18 protein-coding genes are annotated in these 17389 nt (G+C 72.4%); 5 read left to right on the top strand and 13 right to left on the bottom strand.

Annotation, left to right across the window (positions count from 1 at the left end):
- Positions 1–10: 10 nt before the first annotated feature.
- On the bottom strand, positions 11–1207 hold the full coding sequence (gene hemA / locus ACZ62B_RS36985) for a 5-aminolevulinate synthase (RefSeq protein ID WP_468727639.1): 1197 nt from the start codon (positions 1205–1207) through the stop codon (positions 11–13).
- Positions 1208–1344: 137 nt separating this feature from the next.
- Here hemA and ACZ62B_RS36990 point away from each other — a divergent pair, with 137 nt between their 5' ends.
- Both ACZ62B_RS36990 and ACZ62B_RS36995 read left to right on the top strand, forming a co-directional pair.
- Positions 1345–2928: a long-chain-fatty-acid--CoA ligase gene (locus ACZ62B_RS36990; protein WP_344562754.1), complete on the top strand. Its 1584-nt coding sequence runs from the start codon at positions 1345–1347 to the stop codon at positions 2926–2928.
- 307 nt (positions 2929–3235) lie between these two features.
- Positions 3236–3559, top strand: a complete 324-nt coding sequence (locus tag ACZ62B_RS36995) for a transposase (RefSeq protein WP_344562804.1) — start codon at positions 3236–3238, stop codon at positions 3557–3559.
- On the opposite strand, the gene ACZ62B_RS37000 is transcribed toward ACZ62B_RS36995, so the two are convergent.
- The 3 genes from ACZ62B_RS37000 to ACZ62B_RS37010 form a co-directional block, all read right to left on the bottom strand.
- A complete protein-coding gene (locus ACZ62B_RS37000) occupies positions 3541–3879 on the bottom strand; it encodes a transposase (RefSeq protein WP_344562806.1) in 339 nt (112 codons plus the stop codon). The two genes, ACZ62B_RS36995 and ACZ62B_RS37000, sit on opposite strands and share 19 nt — an antisense overlap.
- A 214-nt stretch (positions 3880–4093) precedes the next feature.
- On the bottom strand, positions 4094–4825 hold the full coding sequence (locus tag ACZ62B_RS37005; protein ID WP_344562808.1) for a class I SAM-dependent methyltransferase: 732 nt from the start codon (positions 4823–4825) through the stop codon (positions 4094–4096).
- Positions 4818–6017, bottom strand: coding sequence for a MalY/PatB family protein (locus tag ACZ62B_RS37010; RefSeq protein ID WP_468885344.1), 1200 nt, complete (start codon positions 6015–6017; stop codon positions 4818–4820). Before ACZ62B_RS37010 ends, ACZ62B_RS37005 begins: the two co-directional genes overlap by 8 nt.
- A 161-nt stretch (positions 6018–6178) precedes the next feature.
- Here ACZ62B_RS37010 and ACZ62B_RS37015 point away from each other — a divergent pair, with 161 nt between their 5' ends.
- Entirely contained in the window at positions 6179–7555 is a 1377-nt protein-coding gene (locus ACZ62B_RS37015; protein ID WP_344562759.1) for a S1 family peptidase, read from the top strand.
- Positions 7556–7580: 25 nt separating this feature from the next.
- On the opposite strand, the gene ACZ62B_RS37020 is transcribed toward ACZ62B_RS37015, so the two are convergent.
- From ACZ62B_RS37020 to ACZ62B_RS37050, 7 genes are all read right to left on the bottom strand, one after another.
- Positions 7581–8405, bottom strand: coding sequence for an EamA family transporter (locus ACZ62B_RS37020; protein ID WP_468890713.1), 825 nt, complete (start codon positions 8403–8405; stop codon positions 7581–7583).
- 43 nt (positions 8406–8448) lie between these two features.
- Positions 8449–8634 carry a hypothetical protein gene (locus ACZ62B_RS37025; protein WP_030863721.1) on the bottom strand — a complete coding sequence of 62 codons (186 nt, stop codon included), beginning with the start codon at positions 8632–8634 and terminating at the stop codon, positions 8449–8451.
- Positions 8635–8799: 165 nt separating this feature from the next.
- On the bottom strand, positions 8800–9495 hold the full coding sequence (locus tag ACZ62B_RS37030) for a L,D-transpeptidase family protein (protein ID WP_468728998.1): 696 nt from the start codon (positions 9493–9495) through the stop codon (positions 8800–8802).
- Between the two features lie 143 nt (positions 9496–9638).
- On the bottom strand, positions 9639–10439 hold the full coding sequence (locus ACZ62B_RS37035; RefSeq protein WP_468728995.1) for an SDR family NAD(P)-dependent oxidoreductase: 801 nt from the start codon (positions 10437–10439) through the stop codon (positions 9639–9641).
- 50 nt (positions 10440–10489) lie between these two features.
- Positions 10490–11404 carry an SDR family oxidoreductase gene (locus ACZ62B_RS37040; protein ID WP_344562772.1) on the bottom strand — a complete coding sequence of 305 codons (915 nt, stop codon included), beginning with the start codon at positions 11402–11404 and terminating at the stop codon, positions 10490–10492.
- Between the two features lie 101 nt (positions 11405–11505).
- A complete protein-coding gene (locus ACZ62B_RS37045) occupies positions 11506–12135 on the bottom strand; it encodes an MBL fold metallo-hydrolase (protein WP_344562774.1) in 630 nt (209 codons plus the stop codon).
- On the bottom strand, positions 12135–13220 hold the full coding sequence (locus ACZ62B_RS37050; RefSeq protein ID WP_344562776.1) for an S-(hydroxymethyl)mycothiol dehydrogenase: 1086 nt from the start codon (positions 13218–13220) through the stop codon (positions 12135–12137). Before ACZ62B_RS37050 ends, ACZ62B_RS37045 begins: the two co-directional genes overlap by 1 nt.
- 132 nt (positions 13221–13352) lie before the next feature.
- Between ACZ62B_RS37050 and ACZ62B_RS37055 the strand changes: the two genes are divergently transcribed.
- Together ACZ62B_RS37055 and ACZ62B_RS37060 are read left to right on the top strand one after the other, a co-directional pair.
- Positions 13353–15107 carry an ABC transporter ATP-binding protein gene (locus ACZ62B_RS37055; protein WP_344562778.1) on the top strand — a complete coding sequence of 585 codons (1755 nt, stop codon included), beginning with the start codon at positions 13353–13355 and terminating at the stop codon, positions 15105–15107.
- A 123-nt stretch (positions 15108–15230) separates the two neighbouring features.
- Complete coding sequence (locus tag ACZ62B_RS37060; RefSeq protein ID WP_073934174.1) at positions 15231–15596, top strand: nuclear transport factor 2 family protein; 366 nt, start codon at positions 15231–15233, stop codon at positions 15594–15596.
- 20 nt (positions 15597–15616) lie between these two features.
- Here the strand turns inward: ACZ62B_RS37060 and ACZ62B_RS37065 are convergent, their stop codons facing one another.
- Together ACZ62B_RS37065 and ACZ62B_RS37070 are read right to left on the bottom strand one after the other, a co-directional pair.
- Positions 15617–16609 carry a CU044_5270 family protein gene (locus ACZ62B_RS37065; protein ID WP_468885338.1) on the bottom strand — a complete coding sequence of 331 codons (993 nt, stop codon included), beginning with the start codon at positions 16607–16609 and terminating at the stop codon, positions 15617–15619.
- The gene (locus tag ACZ62B_RS37070) at positions 16602–17147 is read right to left on the bottom strand and encodes an RNA polymerase sigma factor (protein WP_468885337.1); all 546 of its coding nucleotides are present in this window, start codon (positions 17145–17147) and stop codon (positions 16602–16604) included. Before ACZ62B_RS37070 ends, ACZ62B_RS37065 begins: the two co-directional genes overlap by 8 nt.
- Between the last annotated feature and the right edge of the window lie 242 nt (positions 17148–17389).

Here is a 17389-nt window from a genome sequence, read left to right on the forward strand (position 1 = left end):
CCGCGGGGCCTCAGGCCTTCCGGGCCGCCCCCAGCTCGGACCAGATGCCGTCCAGGGCGCCCACGAAGCGGTGGATCTCCGCGGGCTCGTGCACCGCCGAGGGCGCGATCCGCAGGATCTCCTCCCCCACCGGGACACTGGGCGCGTCGATGGCCTGAACGTACGCGCCGTGCCGCTCCAGCAGCAGCGCCGACATCCGTCGGCACATCCCGTCCTCGCCGACCAGGACGGGGACGATGTGGGACTCGTCCGACAACACGGGAATGCCCCGTTCACGCAGCAGCCCGTGCATCAGCCGGGCGTTTCGCGCCAGTCGCTCCCGCTCCACGTCCGAGCCGCGCAGATGCCGTACCGCGGCGAGCGCGCCCGCCGCGACCGCGGGTGGCAGCGCCGTCGTGAAGATGAAGGAACGGGCGTGGGCCCGTACCGCGTCCATGAGCACGGCCGGTCCCGCGACGTAGCCGCCTGTCATGCCGAAGGCCTTGGCGAGGGTCCCCATCACCATCGTGAAATCGGAGTCGAGACCGGCGCGAGCCGCGATTCCCGCACCCTCCGGCCCGTACATGCCGACCGCGTGCACCTCGTCGAGGAACGTGACGGCTCCGTACCGCTTGGCCAGGCCGGCGACCTCCGCCAGGGGCGCGATGTCGCCCCGCATCGAGTGCACGGACTCCAGGACAACCAGTTTCGGCCGTTCCGGATCGGCCGCGGCCAGCAACTCCTCCAGGTGCTGCCCGTCGTTGTGACGGAATATGTGCTTGCGGGCGCCGCTGTGCCGTAATCCGTCGATGATGGACGCGTGGTTCGCGGAATCCGAGAACGCCTGGCAGTCATCGATGACACCCGCGAGCACCGACAGTGATCCCTCGTTGGCCGAATATCCCGAGGCGAAGAGAACAGCGTCCTCCTTGCCGTGCAGGTCGGCCAACTCGCGCTCCAGAGCCACATGGCAGTGATTCGTGCCGCCGATGTTCCGGGAACCTCCTGACCCGCCGCCGTATTCGTCCACGGCGCGCTTCATCGCATCCAGGACATCCGGATGCTGACCCATACCCAGATAGTCGTTGCTGCACCAGATGGAGATCTCGCCATCCGAGGTGCTCGCGGCAGGGAATCGGCCCGCCTTGCGGCCCAGTTCGAGGAACTCCCGCTTCCGGTCACCGGTTTCGTGGGCGAGGCGCACGAAGAAGTCCATGTACGGGGACATGTCCAAGGTCCGCTCCTTTTCCGCTTCCCAACGGGTCGGGCTCATCCTAGGATCCACCGCGGGACTTGCACAGAATACGTTTCCTGCTGCCGTACGGCCGATGACTGCCGTTTACCGGAACGCGGAGCGGAGTTGTGATGAGTTTTTACGGGAATCCGACGCTTTCGGCGGCCACGATCCTCTCGGACTCCGCGGGCCGGTGGCCGGATCGCATCGCGCTGGTCGCCGGCTCCGAGCGGATCACTTACGGCTCGCTCTGGAATTCGGCGCTCCGGTACGCGGCGGTGCTGCGCGAGCGGGGGGCGGGTCCCGGTGACCGGATAGGCCTGCTGGTGACCAACTCGCCGTACTTCCCGATGGCGTACTTCGCGATCCTCGCCCTCGGCGCGACCGCCGTGCCCGTGAACGTGTCGCTGAAGACCGACGACATCGCCTACATCCTCCGCCACTCGAAAGCCCGGGCTCTCGTCTGCTCGGCCGAGTCGCTGGGGGAGGCGGAACCCGCGGCCGAGGCGGCGGGCACCCTCGTCCTCACCGTCGGCGCGGGCGACGGCCACACCCCGCACCCCGCGCTCGACGGACTCGCCGCCACTGTCGCACCGATGGCGGGACTCGTGTCCCGCGCCCCGGGCGACATCGCGGTGATCCTCTACACCTCCGGCACCACCGGCCGCCCCAAGGGCGCGGCGATCACGCACCTCAACCTGGTGATGAACGTCACCACCACGATGCTCTCCCCCTTCGAGATGAGCTCCGCCGACGTGCTGCTCGGCTGCCTGCCGCTCTCCCACACGTTCGGCCAGATCTGCGGCATGGGGACGTCCTTCCGGGCCGGAGCGAGACTGGTGCTGATGCGCAGGTTCACCGCCGAGGACGCGCTGGACCTGATGGAGACCGAGGGGTGCACGGTCCTGATGGGCGTGCCCACCATGTACTTCGCCCTCGTCGAGGCGGCCTCCCGCCGTCCCGTACGGCCGAGGCTGGAACGCGCCTACTCCGGGGGCTCGGCCCTGCCGGTGCGCACGCTCGCCGCGTTCGAGGACGGCTTCGGCTGCCCGGTCTACGAGGGGTACGGCCTCACCGAGACGTCCCCCTGTGTCGCCTACAACCAGCGCGACTGGCCGAGGAAACCCGGCACGGTCGGCAAGCCGGTCTGGGGCGTGGAGGTCGCCATAGCCCGCTCCGAGGCCGAGGACACCATGGAGCCGCTCCCCGTCGGGGAGGTGGGCGAGATCGTCGTACGCGGGCACAACCTGATGGCCGGGTACGTCGACGACCCCGGTGCCACGGCTGCCGCGTTCGTCGCCGGCTGGTTCCGCACAGGGGACCTCGGAACGCTGGACGACGAGGGGTATCTGACCGTCGTCGACCGCAAGAAGGACGTGATCCTGCGGGGCGGGTACAACGTCTACCCCCGAGAGGTCGAGGACGTGCTGCTCCGGCACCCCGCGGTCGCCCGGGTAGCGGTGGTAGGGCTCCCGGATCCGGTCCATGGCCAGGAGGTATGCGCCGTGGTGGTGCCGCGGGACGGTCTGACACCGGACACGGAGCTGGCGGACTCCCTGGTGGCCTGGGGCAAACACCACATCGCGGCCTACCGGCGCCCCCGGCAGGTGGTCTTCCTCGACCGACTGCCCCTGGGACCGAGCGGAAAGGTGCTCAAGAGAAAGCTGGCTGCGCTGCTCCGGCCGACCGGTGACGCCGGGCCGCCGCCTCCGTGATCCGGCCCGTCGTCAGCGACACGGGCTTCGCTGTCCTGCGTGGGAGTTCGCTCAAGGGCGCTGTCACGTCGGTCGACCGGGTGGGACACCCTTCGGGTTGATCGAGCCGGGCGGGAGCCTCGGCGGACAGTGCGCCGTCGTCCAGGGGCATCGGTGTCCGGTCGAGGCGCTCTCTCACCGTGTGCGGCTGTACGTCCGTTTCCCGCTCGGCTTCCGTGAGGTGGAGGAGCTGATGCTCCGGCGCGGCATGATCGCCTCCTGCTGGGGTCCGTCTTCGAAGGTCATCCGGGTGGCAGATCATGATGTAGTGGTACATCGTCATGAACTCACCGACCAGGAGTGGGAGTTACCCGCTCCGCTGATACCCCGGGCCTCGACGGGGCGGCCTCGGGTGAAGGGCCGGCAGGTCATCGGCGGGATGGTCTGCAAGATCCGCACCGGGATCTCCTGGCGTGACCTGCCGGAACGCCGCAGATGGTGTACACCCGCTTCCGCCGCCACGCCCGACGGCATCGACCGGCCGGTCCGGACCGGCTCCACCACCGTCCGTGTCCACCAGCACGTCGCCGCCTGCCGGCAGAAGGGGCGGCATCAGCAGGGCGAACCGGACGATCACGCCCTCGGCCGATGATGTGCCGCGGCCAGGTCGCCGAGCAGGAGCTTGCCGCCGGTGGTGTCGTGCGCATTCGCGGCGGTGACCAGGACAGCCGGCACCAGACCGAGCGTGTCGGTGATCACGTGCCGCTTGCGTCCTTCGATCTTCTTGCCGGCGTCGATGCCCTGGCTGGTCTCGGCGACGTTTGCCGAGGTCTTCACGCTCCGCGCGTCCACTACGGCCGCGGTGGGCTCCGCACTGCGGCCGTGAGCCCGCCGGGTCTTGTCACGTAACAGGCCGTGGACCTGCCGGGTGGTGCCGTCGGCTTCCCACTTCGCGCAGTAGTCGTGCGGCAGGTACTCCTGCGGTTGATGTACAGGGTGGCGTTGACGATCACATCACCGCGGTACGGACGACGAGCACTCTCACACCGTTCGGCGACCGTCAACGCCACCAGCTCACGAACCCGTCCCAGAACACCAACCACCCGGATCAGATGCTCCCCGAGCAGGCCCGGCGAAGTCCGCCGCGGACGACCGACGGCGCGTCGCCGTACCGCCGGCGGAGCGCTCAGGCATCCGGGCGCCGCGCGACGAAGACGAACTCCCGGCCCGGGCGGTCGGGGGCGTCCCGCACCTCCTCCACCACGTAGCCGTGGCCTTCGAGGTCCGCCCCGACCTCCTCCCGCTCGCGGAAACGCAGCGTCGAGTCCGAGGTCAGTACCGCCCCGTCCGCGGCGAACACGTAGGTCGTGCGGAACGTCACCAGCGGGCCGTCCACCTCGGTCACCTGGTGCCAGCTCTCGACCGTGCCGACGCCGGGTACGTCCGCCCTGCCGTACGACTCCTCCCTGGTCCACCCCTCCCAGGCCCGCCGGGCCGGATCGCGGGTCTCGAACACCAGGCGTCCCCCGGGCCGCAGCGCCGCGTGGGCCCCGCGCAGGGTGCCGTGCCAGGCTCCGGGATCGGCGACGGCCTGGGCGACGTTCGCCGTCATGGTCGCCAGATCGACCCGCAGCGGCGGCAGTGCCGTCGCGTCGCCCTCGATCCAGCGGACCCGTGCGCCGCCCGGCTTGCCCCGCGCCACGTCGAGGGAGGCCCCGGCGGGGTCGACGCCGACGACCTCGATCCCCCGGCCGGCCAGGAGCAGCGCGAACACCCCTGTTCCGCAGCCGATGTCCAGCACCCGCCGGGCACCGAACTCCTCCGCCATGTCCAGGTACGCGTCGAGATCGCTCCGGTCGGGGTCGAGCGGATCGTAGAGCGCGGCGAGCCGTGGGTGGCCGAAGCACTCGTCAGCCACGGGCACCGCCCGCGCGCTCCACGGCGACCGCCATCCGCCGTACCGCCTCCTCCAGCACCTCGGGCGAGGCGGCGAGGTTCAGCCGGGCGTGGCCGGCTCCTCCGGTGCCGAAGGGCAGGCCGGAGTTGAGCGCCACGCGGCCGTGCCGGAGGAAGGTGTCGGCGGGGTCGTCGCCGAGGCCGAGGGCGCGGCAGTCCAGCCAGGCGAGGTAGGTGGCGTCGCCCGGCCGGTAGCGGACCGCCGGCAGCCGCTCGGCCAGGAGGTCCGCGAGCAGCCGCCGGTTGGTGTCGAGGCCGGCGAGCAGGGCGTCCAGCCAGGCGGTGCCGTCGCGCAGGGCGGCGGTGTGGGCGAGGATGCCGACGTGGCTCGGGCCGTGGCCGACCTCCTCCGGCATCCGCGCCAGGTCGCCCGCGGCCTCGGGCCCCGCGACGGCGAGGGCGGCCTTGAGCCCGGCCAGGTTCCACGCCTTGGACGCCGACATCAGCGACAGGCCCCGCTCGCCGCCCGGCACGCTCAGGTACGGCACGAACCGCGTGTCGCCGAGGGCCAGCGGGGCGTGGATCTCGTCGGCGACGACGCGTACGCCGTACCGCTCGGCGAGGGCGGCGACGGCGGACAGTTCGTCGGCGGTGTGCACGGTGCCGGTGGGGTTGTGCGGGCTGCACAGCAGATGGGCGGCCCGCCGCCGGCCGGCCGTCACCCGCCGGAAGACGTCCTCCAGGACGTCGAGGTCGATCCGCCCGTCGGCGCCCAGCGGGGCCTCGGCCACTTCGCGGTCCATATGCCCGACGAAGTCGTGGAACGGCGGGTAGACCGGTGAGTTCACCACCACCGCGTCCCCGTACCCGGTGACCAGTTTCAGCATCTCGACCACGCCGAGCATGACGTCGGGCACGATCGCGGTGCGCTCCACGGCGAGTCCGCCCCAGTTCCACCGCTTGTCCGCGAAGGCGGCCAGCGCCTCCGCGTAAGCGGTGCCGGCGGGGTAGCCGGTGTCGCCGAGTTCCATCGCCTCGGTGACGGCGCGGACGACCGGTCCGGCCAGGGGTACGTCCATCTCGGCCACCCACAGGGGCAGCACGTCCTCGGGGTAGGTCCGCCATTTCATGCTGGTGCGGCGGCGCAGGCGGTCCAGGTCGAGGGCGTGCAGCGGATTCGGTTCACCGGAGGTCTCGTGCGGAATCCTGGTCATGAGCACACGATAAGGGCCGTGGTGTGAACGGACATCGGGACGACGGCCCGCGCCCGGTCTGAACGCGCCGGGTTCCGGGCCCGTATGGGAAGAGGGCCTCCGACTCAGGGGAGGCCCTCGCGGTGCGCGCGCACCGCGCTGCCGAGGTTCGGGAGCCACGCATGAGGCACGCACGACGACGGGTCGTCCGGCGAGTGACACGGCTGGCGGCCGTCGGCGGACTCCTCCTGGGGGCCACGATGGTCACCCACGCCGTCGCCAGTGAGCCCCGCGCCCCCGACGCGGTCCCGTTCGCCACCGCCGAGGAGACGGCGGCCGGGCCGGGCGCCGGCCTGGTGTCGAGGCTCGGCACCTCCCGTACGGCGGGCAGCTGGATCGCCGACGACGGCAGGACGGTGGTCGCGGTCACCGACGAGGAGGCGGCGGCCGAGGTGCGCGGGGCCGGCGCCGAGCCGAAGATGGTGCGGCACAGCATGGACGACTTCAAGTCCGCGACCGAGACGCTGCGTTCGGCGCCGCGCGTGCCCGGGACGGCGTGGGCCATGGACTACCGGACCAACGAGGTGGTGGTCCGGGGCGACAGCACGGTGTCGGCGGACGACTGGTCCGAGCTGACCGAAGTGGCGGACGGCATCGGCGGTTTCGTCCGCATGGAGCGGAGCGAGGGCGTCTTCACCACCCGGCTCAACGGGGCACGGCCCATCCTGTCGACGGCCGGCCGCTGTTCGGCGGGCTTCAACGTGACCGACGGGGAGCGGGACTTCATCCTCACCGCCGGGCACTGCGGGCCCGACGGGTCGGTGTGGTTCGCCGACGGCCAGGGCAGGCAGGAGGTCGGGACGACGGTCGGCGGCAGCTTCCCCGGGGACGACTACTCGCTGATCGAGTACGCCGGCGGCCGGGCCGGCGAGGGCGCCGGCGTGGTGGCCGTCGGCGACGGCAAGGGCGTACGGATCACGGGGGTGGCGGATCCGACGGTGGGCCAGCGGGTGTTCCGCAGCGGCAGCACCAGCGGGCTGCGGGACGGCGAGGTGACCGCGCTCAACGCGACGGTGAACTATCCCGAGGGCACGGTCAGCGGTCTCATCGAGTCCGATGTGTGCGCCGAACCCGGGGACAGTGGCGGCCCGATGTTCTCCGAGGGCATCGCGCTCGGTGTCACGTCGGGCGGCAGCGGTGACTGCCGGACGGGCGGTACGACGTACTTCCAGCCGGTGACGAAGGCGCTGGCGCGGCTCGGCGTACGGCTCATCGTGGCGCCCGGGGCCGACGGGGGTGCGGCGGCGCCCTCCCCCGCCCCGTCGGACGCGCGGGGCGCGGCGGCTCCGGACGCCGCTTCGCCGGGGTCGTCGACTCCGGTGCGGGGCATCCTCCCGGACCCGTCGACCCTGCTGTCCCGGCTGGCCGACCCCCGCAACGTCGGTCCCGGACTGCTGGTGATCGCGGGCAGCCTGGTCGCTTTGGTGGCGTCGCGCTGGATACGGGCGGAGCAGGACCGCAGGGAGTACCGGCGCCACTACTCGGCGTCATGGGGCTGAGTGGGCGGCGGGTCCGGCCGGACCGTCAGCCGACGGTGAGCAGCACGGTCGCCAGGGCGGCTCCCAGCAGCCCGGCGGCCTGCCGCCGGGAGACGTGTTCGTGCAGGACGGCGAGACCGAGGACGACCGGGAGCGCCGGGTAGAGGGAGGCGAGGACCACCGCGACGGCGAGCATCTGCCGCTGGACGGCCAGCAGGTAGAGGACCAGGCCGAGGGCGGCGCCCGCCCCGATCAGCAGGGCCTGGGCGCACGGCCGTACGGGCAGCCGCAGGAGGCCGGGGCGGCGGGCGGCGCCGGGCAGCAGGACGAGGACGGCGGCGACCCGGCCCGCGACGACCGGCCACAACCCGCTCGTGGGATCGGCCTGGCCGAGGGCGACGTACTGCACGGCGACGCCGGCGCTGGCCAGGAGCCCGTCCGTCGCCTCCCGGCCCGTCCGGGTGCCGCCGCCGGACACCCACCACAGGGCGGGTCCGGTGACGGCGATCCCCGCCCAGGCCAGGGCGCCGGGACGGTCGCCGAGGAGGAGGACGCCGCAGAGGACGGACAGCGCGACGCCTGTGACGGCGCTCACCGGTACGACCACGCTCATCGCGCCGTGACTCAGGCCACGGTTGAGGAAGCGCATGGCGGTGGCGCTGCCGACGCCGGACAGGGCGCCCCAGAGGAGGTCGGAGCCGGCGAGGGCGTCGGCGGGCAGGAGGAGGGCGGCCCCCGCGGCGAGCAGCAGGCCGCCGAGCTGGCCGAGAAAGGTGACGGCGGCATGCGGGACGCGGCGGGACAGCAGCCCGCCCGCGAAGTCGACGATGCCGTAGCAGAGGGCCGAGGTCAGTGCGAGGAGGGCACCCATCCGTTCACGGGTGCCCCGTCGAGCGGAGGACGATGCCGGGCGGTCAGGCGGCCCTGGCCGGCTGCGGGAGGGCCGAGGCCCACTCCTGGACCAGGCGCTGGTACTCCTCGCGCTGTTCGACGCTCAGTGTCCCGCCCGACCGGAGCCACAGGGCCCGGATCTCCTCGTTGACCTCGGCAGCCGATCGCTCGGAGGAGGGTTCAACAGTGGTGGACATGCCGTGAAGCATACGGCGCCGGACGTGAAGGCGCTGTGAGTAATCGCACGCTCATCGGGCATTTCGGGCAGTGTTGCTGATCACGTCCATCTGCCAAGGAACGTGGGCGAGTTCACATCCGGACCTCGAGGACGCGCCCGGACGCGAGGCGCCCGGCGGGCCGGGCGCCCGCGGGGATCAGGTGCCCGGCTTGCGGCCGTACACGTAGACGTCGTCGCCGTTCTTCAGCAGCGACCAGTACTTCTTGGCGGCGGCCTTCGTCATGTTGACGCAGCCGTGGGAGCCCGGCGGGTTCCACATGCTGACGCCGACCGAGTGGAAGGCCTGGCCGCCGTCGAAGAACTGGCTGTAGGGCATCGGCACGTCGTAGATGGTCGAGACGTGGTCGATGTTGCGCCAGTAGATCTTCTTCAGGCCGGTGCGGGTCTCGTACCCGTCACGCCCCGTGCGGACCGGGACGGGACCGTGGACGAGCTTCTTGCCGTCCTGGATCCAGCTGAGCTGGAGCGTGAGGTCCACGCAGGCGATACGCCCCTTGTTGGTGGGGCATTTGCCTGACTTGTTCGGGTTCTTCCCGACGGCCTTCTGCTTGTTCATCAGGTCCATCACGCCCCAGGTCACGGGGCCGGCGTACCCGATGTCCGGCGTGATGCCGTGCTTGGTCTGGAAGGCGCGGATGGCCTTGCAGTCGGCGGAGGACTGCTTCCCGTCGGCCGGGCGGCCGAGGAACTTCTCCACCTTCTTCTGGTACGGGCCCGCCGAGGTGGTGCAACTCGCGGCCTGCGCCGGTGTCGCGCCCAGCGCGAGTGTGAGCGGAGCCACCAGCGAGGCGACCCCGAGAACGACGGCACTCCGTCTACGTATGTCCCCCATGGTCCGTTTTGCCTTTCCGCGGAAGTGAGCGCATGGCCTGCGCACTCTGCCAGGTAGACGGCCCGGCTGGAAAATCGGTTGTGCGGACGAACCGGGACGCGACCGAACGGTGACGTCCGGTCGACGGGGCCGAAACCGATCGACTATCGCGGTGGGATCCCGCCCAGCGCCTGCCGGAATCCCGCGTTGACCGCCGTGATGCCGCCGTCGACGACGAGGGTGGTGCCGGTGATCCACGCCGCGTCACGGGAGGCGAGGAAGGCGACGGCCGCCGCGATGTCCTCGGGCTCGCCGACCCGGCCCAGCGGGTAGAGGCGCCGGGCCGCTTCGAGGTCGTCGTCCCGGCCCGCCCAGGCGCGGGTGCGGATGGTCCCCGGTGCGACGAGGTTGACCCGGACCCCGCGGGGCGCCGCGTGCCCGGCGAGGGTGCGGGTGAGGGAGATCAGGCCCGCCTTGGCCGCGCTGTAGGCGTGGTTGCCGAAGTCCTGGAGGCCGTTGACGGAGCCCACGCTCACGATCGCGCCCCGGCCGGAGGCGGCGAGGTGCGGGAGCGCGGCGCGGCAGCAGCGGTACGCGCCGGTGAGGGTGACGTCGAGGTCCGTGGCCCACTGGTCGTCCGGCTCGTCCTCCAAGCGGGGCGCGTCCTGGGTGCAGTGGGCGGCGTTGTTCACCAGGACGTCGAGCGAGCCGAAGGCGTGCACGGCGTGCGCCACGGCCGCCTCGACCGTGGCGCGGTCGGTCACGTCGCAGGCGAAGGAGTCGGCCGCGAGCCCCCGCTCCCGCAGCGCCGACGCCGTCCGCTCCGCCTCGTCGGGGTCCGCGTCGGTCACCAGGACCCGCGCACCCTCCTCGGCGAACCGCGCGGCGGTGGCCGCGCCGATGCCGCGTGCCGCCCCGGTGATGAGGACCCCGTGCCCCGCGAAACGCCTCGTGTCCGTCGTCATGGGGTGAAGGTAGCGGCCGGGGCGATCACCGCGGCAGGGGTCGGACGGGATCAGCGGTAGCCGGTCACGTCCGCCGGCTTGCCCGCGTCCTGCACCTCGACGAGGTAGCGCCAGGCGTCGGGGCGGCTGCCGTCGAGGTCGGTGAAGCCGTACTCCCGGGCGAGGCCGCCGCTGGAGAGGGAGGTGCCGTTGAAGCGGGCCACGTCCGGGTCGGCGGCGAGGGCGGTGACGGCCCGTCCGACGTAGCGCGGGGTCTCGGAGATGGCGAAGTGGGGGACGTTGCCGAGGGCGTCGCGCCAGTTGTCCTCCCGTACCCCGAAGTGGTCGAGCATGATCTCCGAGCGCAGCCAGCCCGGGGTGAGGGCGAGCGCCGTGGCGCCGCGCGGGCCGAGTTCGTGGCCGAGGGCGAACGCCATGCGCAGGACGGAGGACTTGGCGAGGTCGTAGAAGAAGGAGACGCGGTAGTGGTCGCGGTTGTAGTCGGCGGTGCCGTCGGTGACCTCGACGACCAGTCCGCCGGGGTGGCGCAGCAGCAGTGGCAGCGCGTGGTGGCTGGTGATCGCGTGGGTCTCGACGGCGAGGCGGAGCAGGCGCAGGCCCTTGTCCAGGTCGTGCTCCCAGACGGGGGCGTCCCAGTCGAAGAGGGTCTCGCCGCCCCAGATGTCGTTGACGAGGACGTCCAGGCGGCCCTGCTCGCCGGCGATCCGGTCGACGAGTGCCTTCACCTGCCCCGGTTCGAGGTGGTCGGTCGGCACCGCGATGCCCCGGCCGCCCGCCTCGGTGACCAGGTCGGCGGTGTCCTCGATGGTCTCGGGGCGGTCGTACTCGGAGCGGCGTTCGCGGGTGGTGCGGCCCGTGACGTAGACGGTCGCGCCCGCCGCCCCCAGTTCCACGGCGATGCCCCGCCCGGCGCCCCGGGTCGCTCCGGCCACCAGCGCGACCCTGCCCTTCAACTGCTCCGACATGTACGGCCTCCCGTCAACGGCTCTCTGCTGTCGCTTCGAGCGTGACGGGCAATCCGGACGTCTTCTGTCACCTTTTCGCGCCGGTCACCCGGGCGGGCCGCTCAGTGCCCCCGGGCGATCCACTCCTCCAGGTGCGGGGCCTCCGCGCCGATGGTGGTCGCCTCGCCGTGGCCGGTGAGGACCTCGGTCTCGGGCGGGAGGGTCAGCAGCCGGTCCCGGATCGAGTCGATGATCGTCGGGAAGTGGGAGAAGGAGCGGCCGGTGGCGCCCGGACCACCCTGGAAGAGGGTGTCGCCGGTGAACACGGCTCCCAGCCCCGGGTCGTACAGGCAGACCGCGCCGGGCGCGTGCCCGGGGGTGTGCAGCACGGTGAGGTCGGCGCCGGCGGCCTCGATCACCTGGCCGTCGACGAGCCAGGAGTCGGGGTCGCGGTCGGGGTGGGTCTGCTGCCACAGCCGCAGGTCGTCGGGGTGCAGCCAGATGGTGGCGCCGGTGCGCTCGGCGAGGGCGGGCGCGGCGTCGATGTGGTCGTTGTGGGCGTGGGTGCAGACGATGGCGGTGAGGCGGCGGTCCCCCACCGCCTCGGCGATGGCGTCGGCGTCGTGGGCGGCGTCGATGACGATCGCCTCGTGGTCGTCGCCGACGATCCACACGTTGTTGTCGACGTCCCAGGTGCCGCCGTCGAGGCTGAACTGGCCTGAGGTGACGAGTCGTTCGATGCGGGCGGCCATCACAGCACCACCACCGAACGCAGCACGTCGCCGCGGTGCATCCGCTCGAAGGCCTTCTCGACCTCGTCGAGCTGGATGGTCTCGGTGACGAACGCGCCCAGGTCCAGGCGGCCCTGGAGATGGAGGTCGATCAGCATCGGGAAGTCGCGGGAGGGCAGGCAGTCGCCGTACCAGGAGGACTTGAGGGATCCGCCGCGGCCGAAGACGTCGAGGAGCGGCAGTTCGAGCTTCATCTCCGGGGTGGGCACGCCGACCAGGACGACCGTGCCGGCCAGGTCACGGGCGTAGAAGGCCTGCCGGTACGTCTCGGGGCGGCCGACGGCCTCGATGACGACGTCGGCGCCGAAGCCGCCGGTGAGTTCGCGGATCGCCTCGACGGGGTCGGTCTCACGGGAGTTGACGGTGTGGGTGGCGCCCATGGAGCGCGCGGTCTCGAGCTTGCGGTCGTCGATGTCGACGGCGATGATCTTCGCCGCTCCGGCGAGCCGGGACCCGGCGATCGCCGCGTCCCCGACGCCGCCGCAGCCGATGACGGCGACGGAGTCGCCCCGGCCGACGTCGCCGGTGTTGATCGCGGCGCCGATGCCTGCCATCACCCCGCAGCCGAGCAGTCCGGCGACCTGCGCGGAGACGGCGGGGTCGACCTTGGTGCACTGTCCGGCGGCGACCAGGGTCTTCTCGGCGAAGGCGCCGATGCCCAGGGCTGGGGAGAGCTCGGTGCCGTCGGTGAGGGTCATCCTCTGCTTCGCGTTGTGGGTGTCGAAGCAGTACCAGGGGCGTCCGCGCAGACAGGCGCGGCACTTCCCGCACACCGCGCGCCAGTTGAGGATCACGAAGTCGCCGGGCGCGACGTCGGTGACGCCGTCGCCGACCGACTCGACCACGCCCGCGGCCTCGTGACCGAGCAGGAAGGGGAAGTCGTCGCTGATCCCGCCCTGCTTGTAGTGCAGATCGGTGTGGCACACCCCGCAGGCCTGGATCCGGACGACCGCCTCGCCGGGTCCGGGATCGGGCACGACGATCGTCTCGATCCGCACCGGCTCGTCCTTGCCGGGTGCGATCACGCCGCGTACTTCCTGCGCCATGCTGCTGACTCCTTCATCGGCCATGTCGGTACCCCCGACCCTACGCGGGAATGATCGCTTCCGCCGCCCGCCGTGCGGCGGGTGCGCCCCCGCGACGTAGCCTGAACCTTCGACCGACGCCAAGGGGGCGACGTGAGCATCGTGGCAGAGGAATCCGGTCCGCCCGCCTGGCGGCTGCTCCTCGGATACGTACGACCGCACCGGTGGGCCCTGCTGGGCGGCGCCGTGCTGTCCCTGATGACCGGGGCGACGGGGCTGATGCTGCCGCTGGTGGCCCGGGACCTGATCGACGACCTCTCGGACGACCGGGCGATCACCGGCGCGCTGCTGCTGATGTCGGCGCTCGTGGTCGCCAACGCCGTACTGGGGGCGCTGGGTTCGTACGTGCTGCGGCGCACCGCCGAGTCGGTGGTGCTCGGGGCGCGGCGCTCGCTGTCGTCGTATCTGCTGCGACTGCGGATCACCGCCGTGGACCGCAGTGAGCCGGGCGATCTGATGGCCCGCATCACCTCCGACACCACCCTGCTGCGCGAGGTGACCACCGATTCGCTGGTCGGTCTCGGCACGGGCGGACTGACGCTGATCGCGACCGTGGTGCTGATGGGTTTCGTGGACCCGGTGCTGCTGGGCGTCACGCTGGGCGTGATCGCGCTCGCGGGCACGGTGCTGGGGGTGATCGTGCCGCACATCAACCGGGCCTCCCGGCAGGCGCAGGACGCGGTCGGGGTGATGGGCGCCTCGCTGGAGCGGGTGCTCGGCGCGTTGCGCACGGTCAAGGCGTCCGGTGCCGAGCCGCGGGAGGAGCGCGCGCTGCACGAGGCCGCGCAGGAGTCGTGGCGGCAGAGCGTGCGCGCCGCCAAGTGGTCGGCCGCGGCGGGCAACACGGCCGGGCTGGCCATGCAGATCGCGTTCATCACGGTGCTCGCGGTGGGCGGCGCGCGGGTGGCGACCGACGCCATCGACATCGGGACGCTGGTGGCGTTCCTGCTGTTCGTGTTCTATCTGATGGCGCCGATCCAGCAGGTCGTCGGCGCGCTCACGCAGTACCAGACGGGCAGCGCCGCCCTCGCCCGGATCCAGGAGGCGCTGCGGCTGCCCGCGGAACCGGCCGCCGAGCCCGCGCGGCTGCCCGACACCGGCACGGCGCCCGCCGCGCTCGCCTTCGAGGACGTCCGCTTCCGGTACGCCGACGACCTGCCGTACGTCCACCACGGGGTGACGTTCGCCGTGCCCGCCCAGGGCATGACCGCGTTCGTCGGCCCGTCCGGCGCGGGCAAGACCACCGTCTTCTCCCTCATCGAGCGGTTCTACGACCCCGACTCCGGCGTGATCACGCTCGACGGCCGTGATCTGGCCGACTGGGAGCTGCCGCGGCTGCGGGCCGCGATCGGGTACGTCGAGCAGGACGCTCCGGTGCTGTCGGGCTCCCTGCGGGACAACCTGCTGCTGGGCAACCCCGAGGCGGACGACGGCACCCTGACGCGGGTGCTGAAGACGACCCGGCTCGACGGTCTGGTCTCCCGGCTGCCGGACGGGCTCGACACCCTCGTCGGACACCGCGGCACCAAGCTGTCCGGCGGGGAGCGCCAGCGGGTCGCCATAGCCCGCGCCCTGCTGCGCCGCCCCCGGCTGCTGCTGCTCGACGAGGCCACCTCGCAGCTCGACGCGGTGAACGAGGCGGCGCTGCGCGACACCGTCGCCGACGTGGCGCGTACGACGACGGTCCTGGTCGTCGCGCACCGGCTGTCCACGGTGACGGCGGCCGACCGGATCGTGGTGATGGACGCGGGCCGGGTACGGGCCGTCGGCACGCACCGGGAGCTGGTGACCGCCGATCCGCTGTACGCGGAGCTGGCGGCCACGCAGTTCCTCGCGACGGCCGAGTGAGCGGCGCCAGGCGGCGCGGGGGCCTGGCTTGCCGTGCCCGGCGGGCCGGAGGACGCTCGTAGGAGAGGCCGTCCCGGCCCGCCGGAGGTCCGGGCCACGGCCCCGCGGAGGAGGTGGGTCGTCATGACGACCGCGTCACAACCCGTCTTCGGCACCGACACGCTGCGCCGGGGTCTCGAGGCGGACACGTCGGCGCCGCTGATGTCGCTCTACGCGGACGACGCGGAACTGCGCATCGTGGACCGCAACACCCAGCCCAGCCATCCCAAGGTCCTGCACGGCCGGGACGAGATCGCCACCATGCTGGACGACGTCTACAGCCGCGACATGACGCACACGCTGGAGGCGTGCGTCGTCCAGGGCGATCACGCCGCCTACTGCGAGAGCTGCCAGTACCCGGACGGGGTGCGGGTGCTGTCGGAGTCGATGCTCACGCTGCGGGACGGCAAGATCACCGGGCAGGTGATGATCCAGGCCTGGGACGAGTAGGAACGTCGGTACGGAGGTGATCAGCGCATCCAGGCGCTGTACTGCATGACATCACCCGCCCGCACACCGTACTCGGGCTGGTCGGTGGTGAACGTCTCCTCCAGACCGAGGACGGCGCCCGTGGACGGGTCCAGGATCAGCATGTGGCGGACGCCGGAGCCGTCGTCGTGCACATATGCCTGGCCGGGCCGGCCCAGCCGGTCCGTCACCCCGCCCACCGGCCGCAGCCCCTCGGCGTCCGCCAGCAGCCGGGCGAGCGCGGCGGACTCACGGGCGCCGAGCGTCCAGTGGTCCAGCAACTGCTCGGTGGCGTACAGGAGTTCGGGCGTCGTCCGGATCTCGCCGTGCACCGCCTCGGTGAGGTAGGCGCGCAGCCCGCCGGTGTCGCGCGGCGGGCGCGCGGCGGGCGGGGCGTCGCTCCAGCTCGGCGGGAAGTCCTGCCGGCTGATCACCTGTCCGTCGTCGACGAGGCGCGGCTCGCCGTCCTCGTCGGTGAGGACGGGGCGGCCCGGGTGCCGGGGGTCGGTGGCCACGACGAGTTCGGTGTGCCGGCCGTCCGCCGTCCAGCGCACGATGCGCTCCTCGGGCAGGGTGACCGGCGGCTCCGTGTCGCTCATGCCCAGGCTCCACGACTGCACGTGCGTGCCCTTGCGCAGCGCCGGGGTGCCGTCGGCCGCGGCGGTCGCGGCCCGCTCGGCGAGCTGTTCCAGGGGTACGGGTGTGGAGTCGGCCAGGACGGCCAGCGGGCGGGGCGCGGCGATCGCGGGGGTGGCGGCGGGTCCGCCGAGCAGCAGGACGGAGGTGAGCGCGGCGACGGCGGCGACGGCAGCGGTGAGGGCCCAGACCGGCCGGAAGCGGCCTCCGAGCCGCAGCACGCGCGGGCCGGTGCGACGGTTGTCCGTCAGCCGGGCGAGCCGGTGTTCCGCGCGGTGGTCGAGGGGGCCGTCGCCGAAGCGGGGGCCGTCGTCCGGCACCGGGTTGGCGCGGCGCAGCAGGTCGAGTTCGTCAGTCATGGTCGTGGTCCTTGGAGGCGTTCGCGTCGGCGAGTGCGGGGCGCAGTCGGTCGATCTCGGCTCTCAGCCGCCGGCGGGCGCGGTGCAGCCGCATGGTGGCGGCCCGCCGGCCGCAGCCGAGGGCGACGGCGACCTCGTCGATGCCGAGTTCCTCCCAGGCGGTCAGCCGCAGCACCTCCTGGTCGCCGGGGGCGAGCCGGGCCAGCGCCTCGTGCACCCAGTCGCCCGGCGTCTCGGTGCCGGGGCCGGACACGACGTGCCGGCGGTGGGCGGTGTGGTCGTTGCCGAGCCGGTCGACGAGCCGTCGGCGGCGCCCCTGGCCGCGTACCGCGTTGGCCAGACAGTTGCGTGCCACCCCGTACAGCCACGGCAGCGGGGAGGCCGGCAGGTCCGCCCGGCGCCGCCAGGCGACCGTGAACACCTCCGCCACCACTTCCTCCACCTCACTCGTACGCCCGTCCAGTCGCCGCGCGACATAGCGGCTGACCGCCCAGTAGTGCGCGCGATAGGCAGCGGCGAAGATCTCGTCGTCGCTCATGTCCCGTTCGTGTCCGGCTCCCCCGTGATCGTCACAGCCGTGTGCCGTGATCCATGTCGCATCCTCCGAGTGTGACCGGCGCGCGGGGCGCGGACACAGGCGGGTCGTGAAAAGCATCGACGGATTCAGGGGCCGCAAGGGCCTCACGTGGCTGACGACCACGGACCACAAGACGATCGGCACGCTGTATCTGGTGACGTCGTTCGTGTTCTTCATCATCGGTGGCGTGATGGCCCTGGTGA

The sequence above is a fragment of the Streptomyces sp. NPDC053426 genome (genome assembly GCF_055585405.1).